19 protein-coding genes are annotated in these 18,391 nt (G+C 68.9%); 7 read left to right on the top strand and 12 right to left on the bottom strand.

Annotated features, from left to right (window positions below):
• Positions 1-53: 53 nt before the first annotated feature.
• From LPC10_RS11340 to LPC10_RS11365, 6 genes are all read right to left on the bottom strand, one after another.
• On the bottom strand, positions 54-2,162 hold the full coding sequence (locus LPC10_RS11340) for a TonB-dependent siderophore receptor (protein ID WP_231346754.1): 2,109 nt from the start codon (positions 2,160-2,162) through the stop codon (positions 54-56).
• 451 nt (positions 2,163-2,613) lie between these two features.
• Positions 2,614-3,471 (bottom strand): pantoate--beta-alanine ligase, encoded by an 858-nt coding sequence (panC, locus tag LPC10_RS11345; RefSeq protein WP_231346755.1) that lies wholly within the window; start codon positions 3,469-3,471, stop codon positions 2,614-2,616.
• A 75-nt stretch (positions 3,472-3,546) separates the two neighbouring features.
• Positions 3,547-3,903, bottom strand: a complete 357-nt coding sequence (locus LPC10_RS11350) for a hypothetical protein (protein WP_231346756.1) — start codon at positions 3,901-3,903, stop codon at positions 3,547-3,549.
• Positions 3,904-3,984: 81 nt separating this feature from the next.
• On the bottom strand, positions 3,985-4,590 hold the full coding sequence (locus tag LPC10_RS11355; RefSeq protein ID WP_231346757.1) for an XRE family transcriptional regulator: 606 nt from the start codon (positions 4,588-4,590) through the stop codon (positions 3,985-3,987).
• 268 nt (positions 4,591-4,858) lie between these two features.
• Positions 4,859-5,419: a single-stranded DNA-binding protein gene (gene ssb / locus LPC10_RS11360; protein WP_231346758.1), complete on the bottom strand. Its 561-nt coding sequence runs from the start codon at positions 5,417-5,419 to the stop codon at positions 4,859-4,861.
• 206 nt (positions 5,420-5,625) lie between these two features.
• Entirely contained in the window at positions 5,626-6,642 is a 1,017-nt protein-coding gene (locus LPC10_RS11365) for an NADP-dependent oxidoreductase (RefSeq protein WP_231346759.1), read from the bottom strand.
• Positions 6,643-6,733: 91 nt separating this feature from the next.
• On the opposite strand from LPC10_RS11365, the gene LPC10_RS11370 reads away from it, so the two are divergent.
• Positions 6,734-7,153 carry a DUF4174 domain-containing protein gene (locus tag LPC10_RS11370; protein ID WP_231346760.1) on the top strand — a complete coding sequence of 140 codons (420 nt, stop codon included), beginning with the start codon at positions 6,734-6,736 and terminating at the stop codon, positions 7,151-7,153.
• Between the two features lie 58 nt (positions 7,154-7,211).
• Here LPC10_RS11370 and LPC10_RS11375 read toward each other — a convergent pair whose 3' ends face one another.
• Positions 7,212-7,769 carry a hypothetical protein gene (locus LPC10_RS11375; protein WP_231346761.1) on the bottom strand — a complete coding sequence of 186 codons (558 nt, stop codon included), beginning with the start codon at positions 7,767-7,769 and terminating at the stop codon, positions 7,212-7,214.
• A gap of 228 nt (positions 7,770-7,997) precedes the next feature.
• On the opposite strand from LPC10_RS11375, the gene LPC10_RS11380 reads away from it, so the two are divergent.
• Positions 7,998-8,783: a phosphodiester glycosidase family protein gene (locus LPC10_RS11380; RefSeq protein ID WP_231346762.1), complete on the top strand. Its 786-nt coding sequence runs from the start codon at positions 7,998-8,000 to the stop codon at positions 8,781-8,783.
• Positions 8,784-8,938: 155 nt separating this feature from the next.
• Here the strand turns inward: LPC10_RS11380 and LPC10_RS11385 are convergent, their stop codons facing one another.
• Positions 8,939-10,057 (bottom strand): NADH:flavin oxidoreductase/NADH oxidase, encoded by a 1,119-nt coding sequence (locus LPC10_RS11385; RefSeq protein ID WP_231346763.1) that lies wholly within the window; start codon positions 10,055-10,057, stop codon positions 8,939-8,941.
• A 169-nt stretch (positions 10,058-10,226) separates the two neighbouring features.
• Here LPC10_RS11385 and LPC10_RS11390 point away from each other — a divergent pair, with 169 nt between their 5' ends.
• The 5 genes from LPC10_RS11390 (at position 10,227) to LPC10_RS11410 (ending at position 13,873) form a co-directional block, all read left to right on the top strand.
• Positions 10,227-11,219 (top strand): glutathione S-transferase family protein, encoded by a 993-nt coding sequence (locus tag LPC10_RS11390; RefSeq protein ID WP_231346764.1) that lies wholly within the window; start codon positions 10,227-10,229, stop codon positions 11,217-11,219.
• Between the two features lie 72 nt (positions 11,220-11,291).
• Positions 11,292-11,822: a hypothetical protein gene (locus LPC10_RS11395; RefSeq protein WP_231346765.1), complete on the top strand. Its 531-nt coding sequence runs from the start codon at positions 11,292-11,294 to the stop codon at positions 11,820-11,822.
• 118 nt (positions 11,823-11,940) lie between these two features.
• Positions 11,941-12,849, top strand: a complete 909-nt coding sequence (locus LPC10_RS11400) for a co-chaperone YbbN (protein WP_231346766.1) — start codon at positions 11,941-11,943, stop codon at positions 12,847-12,849.
• A gap of 85 nt (positions 12,850-12,934) precedes the next feature.
• Positions 12,935-13,603 carry an LON peptidase substrate-binding domain-containing protein gene (locus tag LPC10_RS11405; protein ID WP_231346767.1) on the top strand — a complete coding sequence of 223 codons (669 nt, stop codon included), beginning with the start codon at positions 12,935-12,937 and terminating at the stop codon, positions 13,601-13,603.
• A 63-nt stretch (positions 13,604-13,666) separates the two neighbouring features.
• A complete protein-coding gene (locus tag LPC10_RS11410) occupies positions 13,667-13,873 on the top strand; it encodes a Trm112 family protein (protein WP_096485204.1) in 207 nt (68 codons plus the stop codon).
• A gap of 95 nt (positions 13,874-13,968) precedes the next feature.
• Here the strand turns inward: LPC10_RS11410 and LPC10_RS11415 are convergent, their stop codons facing one another.
• The 4 genes from LPC10_RS11415 to LPC10_RS11430 form a co-directional block, all read right to left on the bottom strand.
• The gene (locus tag LPC10_RS11415; RefSeq protein WP_231346768.1) at positions 13,969-14,946 is read right to left on the bottom strand and encodes a TIM44-like domain-containing protein; all 978 of its coding nucleotides are present in this window, start codon (positions 14,944-14,946) and stop codon (positions 13,969-13,971) included.
• A gap of 155 nt (positions 14,947-15,101) precedes the next feature.
• Positions 15,102-16,220 carry an ATP-binding protein gene (locus LPC10_RS11420; RefSeq protein ID WP_231346769.1) on the bottom strand — a complete coding sequence of 373 codons (1,119 nt, stop codon included), beginning with the start codon at positions 16,218-16,220 and terminating at the stop codon, positions 15,102-15,104.
• A gap of 112 nt (positions 16,221-16,332) precedes the next feature.
• Positions 16,333-17,034, bottom strand: coding sequence for a transglutaminase-like cysteine peptidase (locus tag LPC10_RS11425; RefSeq protein WP_231346770.1), 702 nt, complete (start codon positions 17,032-17,034; stop codon positions 16,333-16,335).
• 233 nt (positions 17,035-17,267) lie between these two features.
• On the bottom strand, positions 17,268-17,927 hold the full coding sequence (locus LPC10_RS11430; protein WP_231346771.1) for a transglutaminase-like cysteine peptidase: 660 nt from the start codon (positions 17,925-17,927) through the stop codon (positions 17,268-17,270).
• Positions 17,928-18,391: the final 464 nt, after the last annotated feature.

Consider the following 18,391-nt stretch of genomic DNA (forward strand, 5'->3'; position numbering starts at 1 on the left):
GTCGCCCAGCGGGGACGGCGCGGATCCTCCCGCGCCGTCCCCGAAGCCGGATCTTACCAGGAAACCCGGGCCGTCATCAGCGCCTGGAACGGCTCGCCGACCGCGACCAGCACGTTGCTGGCCCCCGAGGACGGGTAATAGGTCTCGTCGAACACGTTCTTGAGGTTGAGCTGAAGCGCGGCGGGCAGGCCGTTCACGCTGGTTCGGTAGCTCAGGAAGGCGTCGCAGACGACGTAGTCGGGCAGGGTGAAGGTGTTGCCCGCATCCCCCGGCCGCTCGCCGACATAGCGTGAGCCGAACCCCAGTTCGAGGAAGCCGTCGCCCAGGCTCAACGATCCCACGTTCGTGGCCGGAGCCACGAGTCCGGCCTGATGCGTCAGGAAGAGAGACGCGGTCGTCCGCGGTGTGTTGAGCAACCGGTTTCCGGCGAGCGTCGGATCCTCGGTGACGATGGCGTCGGTGAAGCCGTAGCTCCCGATCACCGACCAATCCGGCAGGATCTGCCCCGCCACGTCGAGCTCGAAGCCGCGCGAGCGCGCCTTTCCGGCGGTCGCCGCCGTGCGGATGCCGTTCACGACCTGCGTGACGAGCACGTTGGTCTTCTCGGTGTCGAACACCGCGCCGGTCACGAGCAGGCCGGCCCCCAATTCCGCTTTGACGCCGACCTCGTAGGCGTCCCCCTCCTCGGGCAGCAGCGTGCCGGTGCGATCGAGATCGGTCACGTTCGGGCGGAACGACTGGGTGTAGCTGCCATAGACGGAGAGGTGGGGTGCGATCTTGTAGACGAGACCCGCGCGCGGCAACGGTTTGATTCCGTCGATATCCGTCGAGGTGACGGCCGGAACGCCGGCATAGGCCAGTTGATCGTAGAACTGAGCGCTGGCGCCTGCCACGAAGATGAGTTGCTCGGTCAGGTGGATCGAGTCCTGAAGGTAGAGGCTCGTGTTGATGAGGCGGTCGCGGTTGTTGCTCGCCGGAAGCGACAGGCGGTTCGAGGCCCCGATCCGACCGTAGACCGGATCGAAGACGTTGAAGCCGCCCTGATTGGCGCCGCGGTAGCTCTCCCGGCGGTAGTAATCGACGCGCTCGTGCATCGCCCCGACCAGCAGGTCGTGGCGCAGGCTCAGCGCCTCGAACCGGCCGACGAGATCGATCCGGGCCACCTGAGAATTGAAGTCGGCGCCGCGGGTCGCGTCGGCCCGGCGGGTGAGAAGGCCGGTGGCCGCATTGTAGGAGACTGGACGGATCTGGTTGTCGTCGTAGGTGAGATTGCTGGCGGTGAAGCCAGCCAGCATTGTCCAGTCGTCGTTGAAGCGGTGCTCGATATCGAGGCTGCCGAGATGGCTCATCGCCTCGACCCGGCTCAGGGCCTCGTCGAAGCGCCGTTCCCGCGGGACGCGCAGGGGACGGCCGGTGCGGGGATCGAAGGTCGTACCCCGGTCGAACGGGATATTGTAGTGCGCGAACTCGTAGCCGACCGTGACGGTGGTGTCGTCGCCGCGCCATGTCAGCGATGGGGCCACGACCTGGCGCTGGATCGTGCCGAAGTTACGCCAGTAATTGTAGTCCTGCACGTCGCCGACAATCCGGTAGGCGAGGTTGGTTCCCTCGATCGGGCCGGTCAGATCCGGCTGGATGATCGCGCCGCCGAAGCTCGTCACGGTGACATCGAGGCTGTTCTGCCGCGTGAAGAGTGGCCGCTTCGAGACGAGATTGATCAGGCCGCCCGGCTCCGAGATGCCGTAGAGGAGCGAGGCCGGGCCCTTGAGCACTTCGACGCGCTCGATGGTGTGGCTGAAATTCTGCTGGAGGACCGTGCGACGCCCGTCCCGCAGGATCGAGCTGTCGCGCGTCGTGCCGAAGCCGCGCCGGACCACACCTTCCTGCGTGCCGCCGAGGCTGTTGGTCTGGGCGATGCCGCTGACGTTGCGAAGGGCCTCGTCCAGGCTGAGCACCCGCTGGTCGCGCAGCACGGCTTGGGGCACGACGGCGATGTTGGCCGGCGTGTCGAGCAAGGGCCTGTCGGTGCCGGTGCCGAAGCTGCTGCGCCGCGGCTGGTAGCCGACCGCAGCGCTGCCGTCGCCCGTCACGCTGAGTTCCTCGAGGGTATATTCGTCCGGCTTCCAGGCCTGGGCCCGCGCGGCGCCGTGGAACGCAATCAAGCTCGTCGTCGATAGAAGGACAAGTAAGGATGCGGCCGAGCGACGGTGTTGCACAATAAATCGGTTTTGACGCATTGGGCCGGCCCTCGTTATGTTGGTCGAGGGCTGTTATTTTCGCGCGATTAACAAAAATCAAATACTAAGTTCTAGAATTAATACAACTCAGCAATAAGGAAAATCAGTTCATGACCTATGATTCGGTGATGCATTTATTCTCATAGCCATGATAGCAGATGAGTTCCACTTTCACCGTATTTGACGAGTTTCCCCATCGGTGCGCCGCCCGTACGGCCATCGGAGAAGCCGCGGCTCGGGACAGCGGCCGGTGCCGGTCCTGCAAGCTTCGGTCGATTCCTGCGCGATCGCCTTCGAGGAAGCGGCGTTTTAGCGCCGCTCAAGCACTGTGTGGGGCGGGCGAGGCCGAATCCGCTCCGATCGGACGGCCTCCGCTTCAGGCCGGCACCACCGCCACGTTGTCGATGAGCCGGGTGGCGCCGAGATAGGCCGCCACCAGCACCCGCGCCGCGCGTTCGGCCCGCGCGACCGGGGCGAGCGTCTGCGCGTCGCGGACTTCCAAATACTGCACGGGGCCGAAACCCGCCGCCTCCAGAGCGACGATACCCTCGGTGATCAGCGGAGCCGCCTCGGCGCCGCGGGCGAGGCGCTCGGCCATCTCGGCGAGCACCGCGTGCAGGCGCGGCGCGATCGCGCGCTCGCGCGGATCGAGATAGCGGTTGCGGGAGGAGAGGGCGAGGCCGTCCGCCTCGCGCAGGGTTGGCACCCCCTCGATGGTCACCGCCATGTCGAGGTCGCGGACGACCGAGCGGATCACCTGCAATTGCTGGAAGTCCTTCTCGCCGAACAGGGCGATGTCGGGCCGCACTTGGTTGATGAGCTTGGTCACGACGGTGGCCACGCCGGAGAAGTGGCCGGGCCGGACCGTGCCGCACAGGCCCTCCGCTGCCGGGCCGGGCTCGATGCGAGTGGAAAAACCCGTCGGGTACATGGTCTCGACGGAGGGGAGCCACGCCGCGTCGGCGCCGGCCTGCGCGAGCAGCGCCACATCGGTCTCGGTGTCGCGCGGATATCGCGAAAAATCCTCGTTCGGACCGAACTGGGTCGGGTTCACGAAGATGCTGACGATGGCCCGCCGGCCGATCGCCTTGGCATGCGCCACGAGAGCGAGATGGCCCGTATGCAGGGCCCCCATGGTCGGCACCAGCACGATCCTGTCGCCACCCGCGCGCCAGGCATCGACCCGCTCCCGCAAGGGTTCGAGGCAGTCGAAGCGGAGGGTCGTGTCGGACATGGCGCGGCTCGGAATTGGAAGATCGCGCCGCAGAGGTAAGCGCGGCGCCCGCGGGACGCCAGCGTTCCGGCCCGATCAGGGGCAGTAGCGCAAGGGACGGTCGAAGGGATCGTCGTAGCCCAGGCCGGGGCGGAAGCCGTAATAGCTCGGTTTGCCCAGGCCGTATTCCGAGCCGACATAGCTCGGATCGCTCGGCGCGTTGGTCGGCACCGGCGCGACGCGCGGCGCGCAGCCGACGAGACGCCGGGGGAGGGGGCGAGGCGGCCCGTCGATGAGGGCGTCCCCGTCGCCACGGGGGAAGAAGCGCGGGGCCGATGGCACGGCGGGAGGGCCGGGCTCGAACACCGGGAGGTCGGCGGCGAGGGCGGGCGCCCCGAGGAGATTGGCAAGGGCGAGGAGGCTGCCGAGCACCCGCTGCCGACCCGCCGTCATCGCTTCATTCTCCCGCCCCGTCGCACGATGCCTCGCAGGTCATGGTGAACGGATCGTTACCACGCCTGTGGGCCCCCCCCTTCAAGACCGCGGATAGACGATGACGGAGAGGTAGGTCATCGGCGTCTTGAGAAGTTTGGCCGGGCCGTGCAGGCCGTTCGAGTCGAACATCAGCGCGTCGCCCGGCTCCAGGTGATAGTCCTGGCCCGAATGGTGATAGATCACCTCGCCGGTCAGCATGTAGATGAACTCCGTGCCGATGTGGCGGAAGCTCGTATAGGCCTCGGCCTCGTCCTGCAGGGTGATGAGGTAGGGCTCCACCACGACGTCGCCGCGGATGCCGGCGCCCAAGAGTTCGTAGAGATGCCCGACCTTGGTGCCGCGCCGCTCGATCGGCACGCCCTGGCCGCGCTTCACGTGGCTGCAGTCGCGGGTCTCCTCGAAGGCGGCGAACAGGGCGGTGATCGGCACGTTGAGCGCCGAGGCGATGGCGTTGATCGAGGCCAGCGAGGGCGAGATCGCGCCGTTCTCGATCTTCGAGATCATGCCCGGAGAGATGCCCGCGGCGCTGCCGAGATCGGCCACCGACAGGTCGCGCTCGCGCCGCAGCACGCGGACCTGATGGCCCAGGGCCTTTTCCAGGGGGCGCTCCTCGACGACGGGCGCGTTCGACGCTGTGCTCAGCATGGATCCCTGGCTGCTCCTTCCGCCGTTGCGGCGCGCAAATCATTATGGTGCAGGAATGCCAGGCCGCCACCGGGTCCGGCCGTTGGGAACAACAAGTCATTTTCGGCCGCAAGCTGGGTGTCAGCCGGCTCGATGCGGCGACAGCGACCCTCAAGTTACTGTCTCGGCTTGCGTTCATCCCGGTATCGGCCGCTTCCCGAAACGAAAAAAGGGACCGGCGCTGTCCGCGCCGGTCCCTTCAACGAGCCGTCCTCGATCCCAAAAAATCCTAGAAGGGAATGTCGTCATCGAGGTCGTAGTTCGGCTTGCCGCCGCCGCCTCCACCGCCCGAGGAGGGCCGGCGGTCGCCGCCGGAGCGGCCGGAACCGTAATCGTCGCGTCCGCTGCGATCACCGCCTCTGTCGCCACCCCGGTCGCCGCCGCGGCTGATCTGGCCGCCGCCCTCGTCCTCGCCCGCGAAGTCACCGCCCCCGCCGCCGCGGCCGTCGAGAATCGTCATCTCGCCGCGGAAGCGCTGGAGCACCACCTCGGTGGTGTACTTCTCGACGCCCGACTGGTCGGCCCATTTGCGGGTCTGGAGCTGGCCCTCGATGTAGACCTTCGAGCCCTTGCGCAGGTACTGCTCGGCCACGCGGGCGAGGTTCTCGTTGTAGATCACGACCGAGTGCCACTCGGTCTTTTCCTTGCGCTCGCCCGACATCTTGTCCTTCCAGGACTCCGACGTCGCGATGCGCAGGTTTACCACGGGGTCGCCCGAGGCCAGGCGTCGGGTCTCGGGATCGCGCCCGAGATTGCCGACGAGAATCACCTTGTTGACGCTGCCCGCCATCTCATCTCTCCGTCCGATCGGATCTCACAGGGCATGTGTTCGATACGCCCGCGAAGGGCGCGACTCTTGAGCATGACGCCCGGCCGGGCAAGCGGCCGTCGGCCGTTGTGCCCGCTAACCACCGAGCGCCGTGCTTGTCGTGAATGTTCTATATCTGTTCTAGGCAGCCAGCAAGCGCTGTCTCGCCTGCCGGAGAAGGGTCGGCGTCAGGATACCTTCACCACGAGCTTGCCGAAATTGGCACCCCTCAGCATGCCGGCGAAGGCAACGGGCGCGTTCTCCAGACCCTCGACCACGTCCTCGCGCGCCTTGACTCGGCCGGCCCGCAGCCAGCCGCCGACGTCGCGCAGGAAATCGTCCTGCATCGAGGCGAAATCCCAGACGATGAAGCCGCGCAGGGTGAGCCGCTTGGTGAGGATGGCGCGCATCAACACCGGCGAGCGGTCGGGGCCAGGGGGCAGCTCGCTGAGATTGTAGCCGGCGACGAGCCCGCAGACCGGGACCCGCGCGAAGTCGTTGAGGAGCGGCAGCACCGCCTCGAACACCGCGCCGCCAACATTCTCGAAGTAGACGTCGATCCCGTCGGGGCAGGCGCGGGCCAGCGCCTCGGGGAAGTCGTCGGCACGGTGATCGACCGCGGCGTCGAAGCCGAGCGTCTCGGTCAGGTAGGCGCATTTCTCTGCACCCCCGGCGATGCCGACGGCCCGCGCGCCCTTGATGCGGGCGATCTGGCCGACGAGGGAGCCGACCGGCCCGGCGGCCGCAGCCACGACGACGGTCTCGCCCGCTTGAGGCCGGCCGATTTCCAGGAGGCCGGAATAGGCGGTCATGCCCGGCATGCCGAGGATGCCGAGGAACTGGCTCGGCGGTCCGTCCGCAGGGTCGAGGCGGCGGAGGTCCCGCCCATCCGAGATCGCGAAATCCTGCCAGCCGGCATAGGCCAGCACGAGATCCCCCACGGCGAAGGCCGGGTTCTCCGAGGCCACCACCTCGCTGACCGTCTGGCCGACCATGGTCTCGCCGATCTCGACCGGCTTGGCATAGGATTTCGCCGCGCTCATCCGCCCGCGCATGTAGGGATCGAGGGAGAGCCAGCGGGTCCGCAGCAGAACCTCGCCCGGCTTCGGGGCCGGGGTGCGCCCCTCTTCGAGGCGGAAATGTTCGGGTTTCGGCTCGCCGTGCGGGCGCGCGGCCAGCACGATCCGACGGTTGACGAGGGCCATGGAGCGCTCCGGCATTGTTCGAGACGGAACCGGGCAGATGGGTCGCGCGCTGGTTCCGGCAATGCGCGGCAGCGATGTGCGGAGGTGGGCGATGGCCCGGAAGATGGCGGCTCTGAGCGCGACCCTGATGGTCGGGGCCATGGTGACGGGCGACCCCGCCGGAGCGGCGGGGAGCGATCCTCTGGCGGGCTACCGCTGGAAATCGCGAGTGCTGGTGTTGGCCGCGGGAAATGCCGGCGACCCCCGCCTCGCGGCACAGCGGCAGGCGCTCGCCTCGGCGCGGGTGGGGGCGTCCGAGCGTGATCTCGTCACGGTCGAGGCGGTGGGGCAGGGGGCGGACGCGGTGGCCCTGCGGCGCCATCTCGGGCTGCAGGGGGATGCCTTCCGGGCGGTTCTCGTCGGCAAGGACGGCGGTGCCAAGCTCACCGCGGAGGAGCCGATCCCGCCGCAACGCCTGTTCTCGACCATCGACGCCATGCCGATGCGGCAGGACGAGGCGAAGCGGCGCTGATCCCGAACGGAAGAGGGGCCGCAAGCGGCCCCTTTCGTCGTCTCCGATGATCTCGCGATCAGTAGCAGCGCTCGACCAGGACGCGGCGGTAGCCGTAGGGTGTCCAGGTCAGGCGCGGAACGGTGTAGCAGCCGGCGCTGTAATAGGGGTCGTAACCGACCGTCGTGTAACCGTAGGGACCACCCCATCCGCCGTAGCCGTAGGGATAGCCGTAGGCGCCGTAGAGGCTGCCCGCCGCGAGGCCGAGTCCCAGACCGAGCCCGACACCGCCCCAGCCGATGCCGCGCCGGTAACCCCAGCCGCCACCGCGCCAGCCGCCGTAACCGCCGCGCCAGCCGCCGAAGCCGGCTCCGCGATAGAACCCGCCCCGACCGGCGAACCCGCCGCCGAAGCGCGGACCGCCGAAGCCGCCACCCCGGAATCCGCCAAAGCCCCCGCCGAAGCGCGGACCGCCGAACCCACCGCCGCGGAAGCCACCCCCGAAACCGCCGCCCCGGAAACCGCCACCGAAGCCACCGCCGTGGAAGCCGCCGAAGCCCGGACGGGCGTCGGCGGTTGCCGGGATCATCATCAGCGCGCCCGCCATGGCGGCCGATGCCAGAACAACCCTTTTCATCAGATCGTCTCCACCCGAGAGAGAACTTTGCCATCCCCCCGTTGGATCTGAACGCTCGACGGGAACAAACGGTCCCTGCGACCTCAGGTCCCAAACATCTCGTGATGCGACCGAACGGTTTCGAAGCGCGAGCCGGCCGCTTGAATGCTGCCATGCTTTCGCGCGAGGAGGGCGCATCCGGCCGAGCCTGTTCCGGACAGGTGGCCGCCAGACAGGAACCGCCTGCCCGTGACGCGCCGCCCCGCCGTTCAGATTCCCGCCCTCTTCTCTGCCCTCTTCACCGCGCTCGTTCTCGGCCCGCTCGCTCCCGCGCCGGCTCAGGCGCAACCGGCTGCTACCGCGGCCAAGGGGCCGTGCCAGTCGGTCGAGTTCGAGGGGCAGCCCTACACGGTCTGCACCGTCGACCTGCGGCGCGAGCGCCTGCGACTGTTCTGGCTCGGGGCGGACGGGCTGCCCTACGGCTCGCTGTCGAGCCTGGCCGAGCGACAGGGCCAAAGGCTCAGCTTCGCCATGAATGCCGGCATGTACGACAAAGGGCAGGCTCCGGTCGGGCTCTACGTCGAGGACGGGCGCGAGATGAAGGGCGTCTCCACCGCCAACGGACCGGGCAACTTCCACCTCAAGCCCAACGGGGTGTTCTACGTGAAGGGCGACCGGGCCGGCGTGCTCGACACCGCCCGCTACCTGCGGGCCAAGCCGGCCCCGGATTTCGCCACGCAATCGGGCCCGATGCTGGTGATCGAGGGCAAGATCCACCCGAAGATCTCGGCGGACGGTCCGAGCCAGAAGATCCGCAATGGCGTCGGGGTGCGCGACGGCGGTCGCGTGGCCGTGTTCGCGATCTCGGAGCGGCCCGTGACCTTCGGCGCCTTCGCCCGCCTGTTCAAGGACAGCCTCGGCAGCCGCAACGCGCTGTTCCTCGACGGCAGCGTGTCGAGCCTCTACGCGCCGGGCCTCGGCCGGTCCGATCTCAGCCGCCCGCTCGGGCCGCTGGTCGGCGCGATGGGGAAGTAGGGTCCGACGCCTTCCAAATCACGCCCTCATCCTGAGGTGCCGCGAAGCGGCCTCGAAGGAGCCTCCAGATGCCGCGCGATCCCTGGAGGATCCTTCGAGGCTCCGCTTCGCTGCGCACCTCAGGATGAGGCTCAAGGACGGGACAAGAGAGAGCGCTATCGCTGGCCGAAGGCCGCGCTCTTGAACAGATCCTTGTACTGATGCGGCTGGCTGCGCCAGTACTGCTTGGGCGCCCGCACCTGCGCGCCGAGTTCCGCCGCCGCGTGCCAGGGCCAGCGGGGATCGTAGAGCATCGCGCGGGCGAGCGAGACCGCGTCGGCCTTGCCCTCCGCCAGGATGGCTTCCGCCTGATGCGGCTCGGTGATGAGGCCGACCGCGATGGTGGTGAGGCCGGTCGCGGCCTTGATCCGCTCGGCGAACGGCACCTGATAACCGGGTCCGATCGGGATCTTCTGCGCCGTCGAGAGGCCGCCGGTCGAAACGTGGATGGCGGCCGCGCCGCGGCGTGCGAGGGCGCGGGCGAGTTCGATCGTCTGATCGAGATCCCAACCGTCCTCGACCCAATCCGTCGCCGAGACGCGCATCCAGACCGGCTTGCCCGCGGGCACGGCCTCGCGCACCGCCTCGAAGCATTCGAGCGGGAACCGCATCCGGTTCTCCAGGCTGCCGCCATACTGATCCGCGCGGCGGTTGGAGAGCGGCGACAGGAACTGGTGCAGCAGGTAGCCGTGGGCGCCGTGAAGCTCGATGCCGTCGATGCCGAGCCGCATGGCCCGCCGCGCCGTGGCGACGAAGCCGTCGCGCACCCGCTTCAACCCTGCCGCGTCCAGGGCCTGCGGCGGCACTTCACCCGCGCCGTGGGGAATTGCCGAGGGCGCCTCGGTGAGCCAGCCGTCGACGGCCTCCGGAGCGATCTGCGCGCCGCCTTCCCAGGGGGCCCGGCTCGATGCCTTGCGGCCGGCATGGTTGATCTGGATTGCAACCGGAATCGGCGCGTAGCCGCGCACCGCGTCGAGCACGCGGGCCAGCGCCCGCTCGGTGGCGTCGTCGTAGAGGCCGAGATCGCCGGGCGAGATCCGCGCCTCGGGCGAAATCGCCGTCGCCTCCAGGGTAAGAAGCCCGGCGCCCGACTGCGCGAGCTGGCCGAGATGCATCAGGTGCCAATCGGTCGCCGCGCCGGCCAGCGCCGAGTACTGGCACATGGGCGCGATGATGATGCGGTTCTCAAGCTCCAGGTCGTCCAGGCGCAGGGGCTCGAACAGGCGGGCGGACATCGGCAGGCTCCGGGAGCGGTGGCGGCAATCGGCGGCCTATCTGGGATATGCAGGTCCCGGCCACCAGCCCGGAACCGCGCATGGGACGTCTGAGATCCGTCGCGCGGACTTCCCCCGGCGACTGCCTCCTCCATCTCCTCTCCGGTGCAAGACGAGAAGGACCGTCGGGATGGGTTTGCTGGTCGAGGGCGCGTGGCACGACAAGGGCTACGATACGGCCAAATCCGGTGGGCGCTTCGAGCGCTCAGCCGCCGCCTTCCGCAACTGGGTGACGCCCGACGGCGCCCCCGGCCCCACGGGGGAGGGCGGGTTCGAGGGCGAGGCCGCGCGCTACCACCTCATCGTCGCGCTCGCCTGCCCCTGGGCGCACCGCACGCTGATCGTGCGCCGGCTCAAGGGGCTGGAGGCAGCGATCACCGTCTCCGTGGTCTCGCCCTACATGCGCGAGGAGGGCTGGGTATTTGAGGCCGAGGAGGAGGGCGGCGTAAAGGGCTCGACCGCCGATCCGCTCTTCGGCGCCAAGCGGCTCTACGAGATCTATGTCCGGGCGAAGCCCGACTATTCCGGCCGCGTCACCGTGCCGGTGCTGTGGGACAAGCGGCGCGAAACCATCGTCTCGAACGAATCGGCCGAGATCATCCGGATGCTGAACGGCGCCTTCGGTGCATCGGGGCCGGACCTCTATCCGGAGGCTTTGCGAACCGAAATCGATCAGGTCAACGCGTGCGTCTACGATCGGGTCAACAACGGCGTCTACAAGGCGGGCTTCGCCACCACGCAGGAGGCTTACGCGGACGCCTTCACGGCCCTTTTCGACGAGCTCGACGCCCTCGAAGACCGGCTCGACCGGCAGCGCTACCTCTGCGGATCGTCGCTGACCGAGGCCGACATCCGCCTGTTCACCACCCTTGTGCGGTTCGATGCGGTCTATGTCGGGCACTTCAAGTGCAACCGGCGCCGGATCGGCGACTATCCCAACCTGTCGAACTATCTGCGCGACCTCTACGCCCTGCCGGGCGTGGCGGAGACGGTAAACCTCGACCAGATCAAGCGCCACTATTACGGCAGCCACGCCGGCATCAACCCGACGGGGATCGTGCCGCTCGGTCCCGAACTCCATTTTGATGCGCCCAACGATCGCGCCCTGCGCTTCGGCGGTTGAACCGGGCCGCCTTGCAGGAAATATCCATCACGACAAACGGCACCGGATGCCGATCAGGAGGAACACCACGCCATGACGATCCGCTCGCGCGCCCTGCTTCTCGCGCACTTCGGTGCCGCGTTCTTGGGCCTGCTCGCCGCAGCGCCGGCCACGGCTCAGCAGGGGGCGGAGGTGACGATGACCGGCCAGTGCGAGCAACTGGTGATCGGCGGCCTCGACATCACGCAGAACTGCAAGGAGCAGCTCGTCAACACGGTCTCGCGCGGGCGCACGACCTTCGACTTCGCGGCCTGGGACGGGCAGACCCTGAGCTTCAGCGGCTCCGGGGCGCAGCACGAGCAGACCGAGGAGACCGAGCAGCTCCAGCCGATCAGCCTCGTGGTGCCGGGCATGAAGAACAAGGACGGCATCGCCCGCAGCCCCGCCCCCGCAGTCGGTGCCTGCAAGTTCTCGAAGCCCGAGCCCGGTAAGACCCGAATCGCCTGCGAGGCGACCTCGCAGGGCAAGACCTATGCGGGCGTGTTCGTGACGGAGAGCAAGGCCGGCGCCGGTCCGGGCGGGGAAGCGCCGAAGGCGGGAGCGGCCGGCCAGCCCAAGCCCTGATTGGATTTCGTTCCCGGAAGGGGTTCGAAAACGTCTGGTCAGGTGCGTCCCGAAGCCCCATGTAACGAGCCCGGCGCGGTGCACGCGCCGGACGCGTTCCATGATTTCCGAGGGCTCCATGCTCGACGCCAACGCCGCCGCCGGCGCCCCCGCCGACGGCCTCATCAAGGACACCACCACGGCGGGCTTCCGGCAGGACGTCATCGCCGAATCGATGAACCAGCCGGTGATCGTCGATTTCTGGGCGCCCTGGTGCGGCCCGTGCAAGCAGCTCACGCCCGTCCTTGAGAAGGTGGTGCGGGCGTCGGGCGGACGGGTGAAGCTCGCCAAGCTCAATATCGACGAGCATCCCGGCGTCTGGCAGCAGATCGGGCAGCAGCTCGGCCTGCAATCGATTCCCGCCGTGATCGCGATCGACCGCGGCCGTCCGGTCGACGCCTTCATGGGCGCCGTGCCGGAATCCGAGGTGCGCGCCTTCGTCGACCGGCTCGCCGGCCCCTCCGAGATCGATCAGGTGCTCGAAGAGGCTGCCGCGGTCGCCTCGGCCGGCGATCTCGCCTCGGCCTCCGAACTCTACGCCGCCGTGCTGCGCGAGGAGCCGGAAAACCTCAAGGCCATCGCCGGCCTCGCCAAGACCCAGCTCGAACTCGGCGAGACCGAGAACGCTCGGCAGGTGCTGGCGATGGTGCCGCCGGACAAGACTGACGACCCGCTGCTCGCGGGCGTGCGCGCCGCGCTCGAACTCGCCGATCAGGCCGGGAGCCTGGGCGACCTCGCCGGCCTGCAGCGGCGGATCGAGGCCGATCCCAGCGATTATCAGGCCCGTTTCGACCTCGCGCTGGGCCTCAACGCCGCCGGCAAGCGCGATGAGGCGGTCGATCAGCTCGTCGCCATCGCCCGGGCTGACCGGAACTGGAACGAGGACGCCGCGCGCAAGCAAATGCTCCAGTTCTTCGAGGCCTGGGGCCTGATGGACCCGGCCGCCATCCGCGGGCGCCGCCAGCTCTCGACGCTGCTGTTCTCGTGAGGCAGAATCGCCCTCAGAGCGTCACGGCGACCGAAACCTCCGGACGGGACGGCCCGCACCCCTTGCCCCAGCAGGAAAGCCGCGCATGAGCCCTCAGCCGAGCTGCAAGTCGCCGGCGGAGTGCCCCGCCATCATTCCGGTCTTCCCGCTGCCGGGGGCACTTCTGCTGCCGCGGGGGCAGATGCCGCTCAACATCTTCGAGCCGCGCTACCTCGCCATGGTGGACGACGCGCTGCGCTCCGAGCGGATCATCGGCATGATCCAGCCCGACGCGGAGGGCGGCGGCGCGCCGCTCAGCCCCCGGCTCTACCGTGTCGGCTGTGCCGGGCGGATCAGCCAGTTCGCTGAGACCGGCGACGGGCGCTACCTGATCTCGCTCACCGGCATCAGCCGCTTCCGGGTCGAGAGCGAACTGGCCGTCACCACCCCCTACCGCCGCTGCCAAGTGTCCTACGACGGCTTCGCCCAGGATTTCGAGGCGCGGGCCGGCGAGGAGGCGGTCGATCGCGAGGGCGTGCTGCGGGCGCTGCGCAACTTCATCGAGGCCAACGAGCTCCAAGTCGATTGGGCCGGCATCGAGGAGGCGCCGAACGAGGCGCTGGTCAACGCGCTCTGCATGATGAGCCCGTTCGGCGTACGCGAGAAGCAGGCGATGCTGGAAGCGCCCGATCTCAAGACGCGGGCCGAGGTGCTGGTCGCCGTGACCGAGATGGAGCTGGTGCGCGCCAGCGGCGCGGAGCCGACGCTGCAGTGATGTTTTTTCAGAGGCTTTCCGCCGCTTCGCCGGTGGGGGCTCGTCGAGAGAAGTGACGAACACATGGCCGATACCTCTGCCCCGCCCGTCGAAGCGACCCGCGTCGACCCCCGCCTGCTCGAACTCCTCGTCTGCCCGCTGACGAAAGAGCCGCTGGAATACGATGCTGCCCGTGAGGAACTGATCAGCCGCTCCGCCAAGCTGGCCTACCCGATCCGCGACGGCATCCCGATCATGCTGCCGGAGGAAGCGCGCTCCCTGACGGAATGATTTCTTGTCAGAGGCTCCGCCATTGCGAGCGGAGCGATCACGAAAAAGGGCGCCCGGCTCTCGCCGGACGCCCTTTTTGTTGAGATGCAGAGAGCTTACCGGCCCTGCTGGATCGCCGAGAGCAGCCACGGGCCGTTGGGCTCGCGCACGAAAGTCCAGAACTCCTTGGCCTCCTGCGGGCCGTTCTCGACGTGGCGGTTGGTGGACCGCTCGAACACCTCGTCGCGCAGCGAGAAGCGCATGGCGACGGTGGCGAACTCCACCGAACCCTCGCGCCACGCCTCGGACAGGTCGCCCTGGAGGAGCTTCACGTCGGAGATCCGGTTGACCACGCCGCGGGCGGCGTTGGCGCGCAGCTCTTCCTCGAAGTAGCCAACCATCTCCGGCGTCGCGAGACGGCGAAGGGTGGCGACATCCTCGCGGCCGAAAGCGCCCTGGATCTCGTTGAGCGAGCGCTCGAAGGCCTGGAAGTCCTCCGGCTGGACCTGCACCGGCTGGGTGCGGACGTTGCCACCGAGTCCACCGCCAAGACCGCCGCCGAGGCCGCCGATCGGGTTCGCACCGGGATTCATGCCGTTCTGCGGCGGCAGGCCGGAGCGGGCGTGGGGCGTGTTGCTGGCCATGGCAGGCTGGTTGCCTTCCTGGCGGCGGCGGAAGAACCGCACGACGAACATGACGAGCAGCGCGATCAGGCCGATCTGGAAGATCAGGCCGATAAAGGAGCCGATGCCGCCGAGGCCGCCCGACAGCCCGGCGCCGAGCAGCGCGCCGATCAGGCCGGCGCCGAGCATGCCGCCAAGGAAGCCGCCGCCGAAGCGGCGCCCCTGGTTCTGTGCCGCCATGCCGGGATTGTTGAAGCCGGGGCTCGGGCTCGTCTGCGAACGCTGGATCGGGCCGGTCGCGCCCGGCGAGGTCGCGGTGGAAGGCGGCGCGCTGTAGGTCTTCGAGCCGCGCGAGCCCATACCGCCGCCGCCGCCCGGCCGAGCATCGACGGCGGGCGCCGCCAGGGCGAGCGAAGCCGCGAGCGCGAGGAGGGTCACGACGCGCCGACGGCGCGCGGGGGAGGAAGCCATCGAAAGAACCTCGGTCACCAGAAGGGGCGAATTACCCCGTCTTTATGTGGAGACGTCCGAGGCTGGTTTTTAGTCCCGTCTAAGCTCGACTTTTTTGGCGGTGTGGCGGATTTTTTATCCGCCGGGCGCGATCCGTGACGCGCGCCGTCAAAAAGTCAGCGCGCGGCAGGGAAGACCAGCCGCACGGTCGCGCCCTCGCCGGGCCGGCTCTCGATCGAGATCGTACCGTTCTGGCGTTTCATCAAGCCGTGGACGATGGCGAGGCCGGCGCCCCGGCCGGATTCGCGCGTCGTGGCGAAGGGGGCGAGCGCCCGCGACAGCATCTCGGGCGACAGACCGTGCCCGGAATCCGAGACGGTGAGGCCGACGGCCCCGGCCTCGGGGCGCTGCAACGAACGGTCGCCGGGCTCGATCGCGAACAGGGCCACCCGGACACGTCCCTGCCCCGCCATCGCCTCGCAGGCATTGGCGAGGATGTGGCCGAGTGCCAGTTCGAGCTGGATCGGGTTGCACAGGGCCGGCGGCAGACCTTCCGGGATCGACAGGTCGAGGTCGATCCCAGGCGGCAGGCTCGGGCGCAGCCGGTCGAGGCCCGCCCGGACTGCCGCGCCGAGATCGACCGGTCGCAGGTCGGGGGCGATCCGCCGGGAATGGGCGAGGAGCTGCCGGGTCAGGACGGCTGCCCGCTCGGAGGCCTCGGTGGAGCGGGTGATCGCCCGCTGGATGAAGGGCTCGGGCCGGTCGCCCAGGCGCCGCTTCAGCCCGTCGATGTAGCCGATCAGGATCTGCAGGAAGTTGTTGAACTCGTGTGCGACGCTGTTCGTCAGGAGCCCGAGTGCCTCCCGCTGCCGTGACAGGGCGAGGGCATCCTCCGCATCCCGCCGCCGCGTCACGTCGATGATCTGGCCGAGGAAGCGGGGAGCGTCGCCGGCGGCGGGCAGCGGGACGAGGTGGATCTCGCCCCAGAACGAGTCGCCGCCGCCGCGGGCGAACAGCAGCTCGAAGCAGCCCGCCTCGCCGCGGGCCAGGGCCTCGCGCAAGGGGGCCCAGCCGGCATGATCCCCGTGGCGGCAGGCGAGCAGCTCGATCGGCTGCCCGACAAGCTCCGCCTCGCCGAGGCCGGTCAGCGCCAGCAGGGCCGGATTGACGGACCCGATCATCGGTCCGGCCTCTCCCTGCTCCAGAAGCAGCGACGGCAGCGGGAGTATCGCAAGCCGGTCGGGCTGCGTCGATGCGTCCGGCGTGAGCGAGAGAGCTGTGTCGGCGGGCGTCATGGCAGACTGCGACCAGGGACGGAGGAGCCGGCCGAGGCGGGGGGCAGGTAAGCCGGAACGGTGTCGGAGCGCGGCGAAAGCATGCCCTTCAACGCCCGAACCCCGATCCGGATCAGCGGTTGGCGGTGGTCGCGGGCGAGGTGTCGCTGTTGAGACTCACCCAAGCCCGGCCGTCCTGCCCCTCGCGCTTGACGAAGCTGTAGCCGGTGCGCCGCCAGGGCAGCACCGCATTGGTCTTGTTGTCGAGGATCAGGTCGCCCCGGTCGGTGCGCACCATCAGCACCGCGTGGCCCTCGCCGATCTCGTCGATCACCACCGTCATGCGCAGCGCCCGACGCGGCAGGCGCCGCTCCACCAGCATCCGGCGCTTGAGGAGCTGAATGTCCTCGCAATCGCCGAAACCGTCATCGGGGAAATCCCAGCGATCGACGACGCCCCAATGCGCCATGTCGGTGATCGGCTTGATGCGGGCGTTGACCCGGCGGTTGACGGTCGTGAGCATGTGCCACGTCGCCGGGGTCAAGCTGACGACGGCCGGCTCGCCGGGATCGACCGTGCATTCCGACGGGTAGCGGGCGCAGAAATCGTTCCAGGCGGCGACGGGCCGGGCGGGGGCGCCAGGATCGGCGGCGGTGCTCGCCTCGGGCAGACCGGCGGTGCGCGCTTGGCTCGGCTGGACCGGTGCTGCGGCGCCGCCGAGCAGCAGGGTGACGCCAACGAGAGACAGATGTGCGACCCGGCCGAGGCGCCGCCTCACATCCCCGCGGAGGAACGCCGATCCGTTGCCGACGCCCCGAAGCACCGCGTACCGCATGGCCGACCGTCCCGCAGCCCCTTGTTTCCCGGCGAAGCTTGCACGGGCCGGCGCCCGGCTCAATACGAAAGTGAAGGAAGGGTGAAGGCGGATTGCCGCTTCCCCGTGCCCGCCTGAGACAACCTCGCTCGGGCTGGCAATCCGGCCACACCGACCGCCGTTTTCACGGATCTTCGCGCCGGCCGCAGGGCATCGATCCGGGAAGCACGCCGCCTCCTTTCGGGGCGATGCTCTCAGCGGTTCGCCGTGGTGACGGGCGAGCTGGCCCCGCCGAGCGAAACCCATGCCAGCGCGTCCTGTCCCTCGCGCTTGATGAAGACGTAGCCGGTCTGGGCCCAGGGCAGCACCGCGTTGGTCTTGTTGTCGAGGATGTAGTCGCCGCGGTCGGTCACCAGCGTGAGGACGGCATGGCCCTCGCCCTTCTCGTCGATCACCACGGTCATCCGCATCGCCCGGCGCGGCAGGCCGGCCGCGGCCAGCATCTTGCGCTTGAGCAGCTGGAAGTCCTCGCAATCGCCGCGGCCGTCCTCGGCAAGGTCCCAGCGGTCGGGCCGGCCCCAATGCTCCTGATCGGTGACGGGGTCGATCGTCCGGTTCACCCGGCGGTTGATCGAGACGATGCTCGACCAGATGGCGGGGGTCAGCGTGATCCGGGCCGGCTCGGCCCGGTCGAAGACGCATTCCGCCGGATAGGACTGGCAGAACTCCGTCCAGGCCAGGATCGGCCGGGCCTCGGCTCCGGCGGTGAGGCCGGCGCTCGTCGCGGGCAGGGCGGCCATGATCTGAGAGCTCTGGGCTTTCGCGTCGGCGCCGAGGAGGCCGACACAGACGATCAGTATCAGAAGCCCCATCTGGAGCCCCGTCTTGAAATGATCCGTCCCGGTGGTGCGCATCGCGGCGTTTCCTTCGAACGAGGCCAGGATGTCGCCGCACCCCCTCCGCCGCGCTGAAGCCGATCCGCGCAATTTTATCGATTCGCCCCGGCAACGATCCGCCCGTGCGCGAGGGCGAATTGCGGCTCACGGATCTGCGGCAAAAGCGGGTGATCGCGTTAGGGGTCGGGAAACCCTGAGGAGGGCTGCCGGCCGCTACAGGCGGTATTCGGGACCCTCCCACCCGTCGTTCCTGGGGCCGCTCAGCGGAACCAAGCATCCACCCGTGACACGATGGGCAGGCCCGGCATCCAAGTTCGTCGTCGGTTACACGCCTGCGCTGCGCCTCTGCAGCCGGTTCGTTCACCCGTGCCTCGGAATGCTGGCGATGAGGTTGGCCGAGGCGATCGAACGGAAGCCGTGCTTCACCCGGCAGAGCCGGGGTCGCGGCGCGGATGAACGGTTCGGGTGTTCGGGAGGGTGTC

It is taken from the genome of Methylorubrum sp. B1-46 (assembly GCF_021117295.1).
GTDB lineage: Bacteria > Pseudomonadota > Alphaproteobacteria > Rhizobiales > Beijerinckiaceae > Methylobacterium.

Coding starts and splice junctions, on each gene's coding strand:
- panC (WP_231346755.1), bottom strand. CDS start 3,471: ATGTCCGACACGACCCTCCGCTTCGACTGCCTCGAACCCTTGCGGGAG.
- LPC10_RS11350 (WP_231346756.1), bottom strand. CDS start 3,903: ATGACGGCGGGTCGGCAGCGGGTGCTCGGCAGCCTCCTCGCCCTTGCC.
- LPC10_RS11355 (WP_231346757.1), bottom strand. CDS start 4,590: ATGCTGAGCACAGCGTCGAACGCGCCCGTCGTCGAGGAGCGCCCCCTG.
- ssb (WP_231346758.1), bottom strand. CDS start 5,419: ATGGCGGGCAGCGTCAACAAGGTGATTCTCGTCGGCAATCTCGGGCGC.
- LPC10_RS11365 (WP_231346759.1), bottom strand. CDS start 6,642: ATGGCCCTCGTCAACCGTCGGATCGTGCTGGCCGCGCGCCCGCACGGC.
- LPC10_RS11370 (WP_231346760.1), top strand. CDS start 6,734: ATGGCCCGGAAGATGGCGGCTCTGAGCGCGACCCTGATGGTCGGGGCC.
- LPC10_RS11375 (WP_231346761.1), bottom strand. CDS start 7,769: ATGAAAAGGGTTGTTCTGGCATCGGCCGCCATGGCGGGCGCGCTGATG.
- LPC10_RS11385 (WP_231346763.1), bottom strand. CDS start 10,057: ATGTCCGCCCGCCTGTTCGAGCCCCTGCGCCTGGACGACCTGGAGCTT.
- LPC10_RS11390 (WP_231346764.1), top strand. CDS start 10,227: ATGGGTTTGCTGGTCGAGGGCGCGTGGCACGACAAGGGCTACGATACG.
- LPC10_RS11395 (WP_231346765.1), top strand. CDS start 11,292: ATGACGATCCGCTCGCGCGCCCTGCTTCTCGCGCACTTCGGTGCCGCG.
- LPC10_RS11400 (WP_231346766.1), top strand. CDS start 11,941: ATGCTCGACGCCAACGCCGCCGCCGGCGCCCCCGCCGACGGCCTCATC.
- LPC10_RS11405 (WP_231346767.1), top strand. CDS start 12,935: ATGAGCCCTCAGCCGAGCTGCAAGTCGCCGGCGGAGTGCCCCGCCATC.
- LPC10_RS11410 (WP_096485204.1), top strand. CDS start 13,667: ATGGCCGATACCTCTGCCCCGCCCGTCGAAGCGACCCGCGTCGACCCC.
- LPC10_RS11415 (WP_231346768.1), bottom strand. CDS start 14,946: ATGGCTTCCTCCCCCGCGCGCCGTCGGCGCGTCGTGACCCTCCTCGCG.
- LPC10_RS11420 (WP_231346769.1), bottom strand. CDS start 16,220: ATGACGCCCGCCGACACAGCTCTCTCGCTCACGCCGGACGCATCGACG.
- LPC10_RS11425 (WP_231346770.1), bottom strand. CDS start 17,034: ATGCGGTACGCGGTGCTTCGGGGCGTCGGCAACGGATCGGCGTTCCTC.
- LPC10_RS11430 (WP_231346771.1), bottom strand. CDS start 17,927: ATGCGCACCACCGGGACGGATCATTTCAAGACGGGGCTCCAGATGGGG.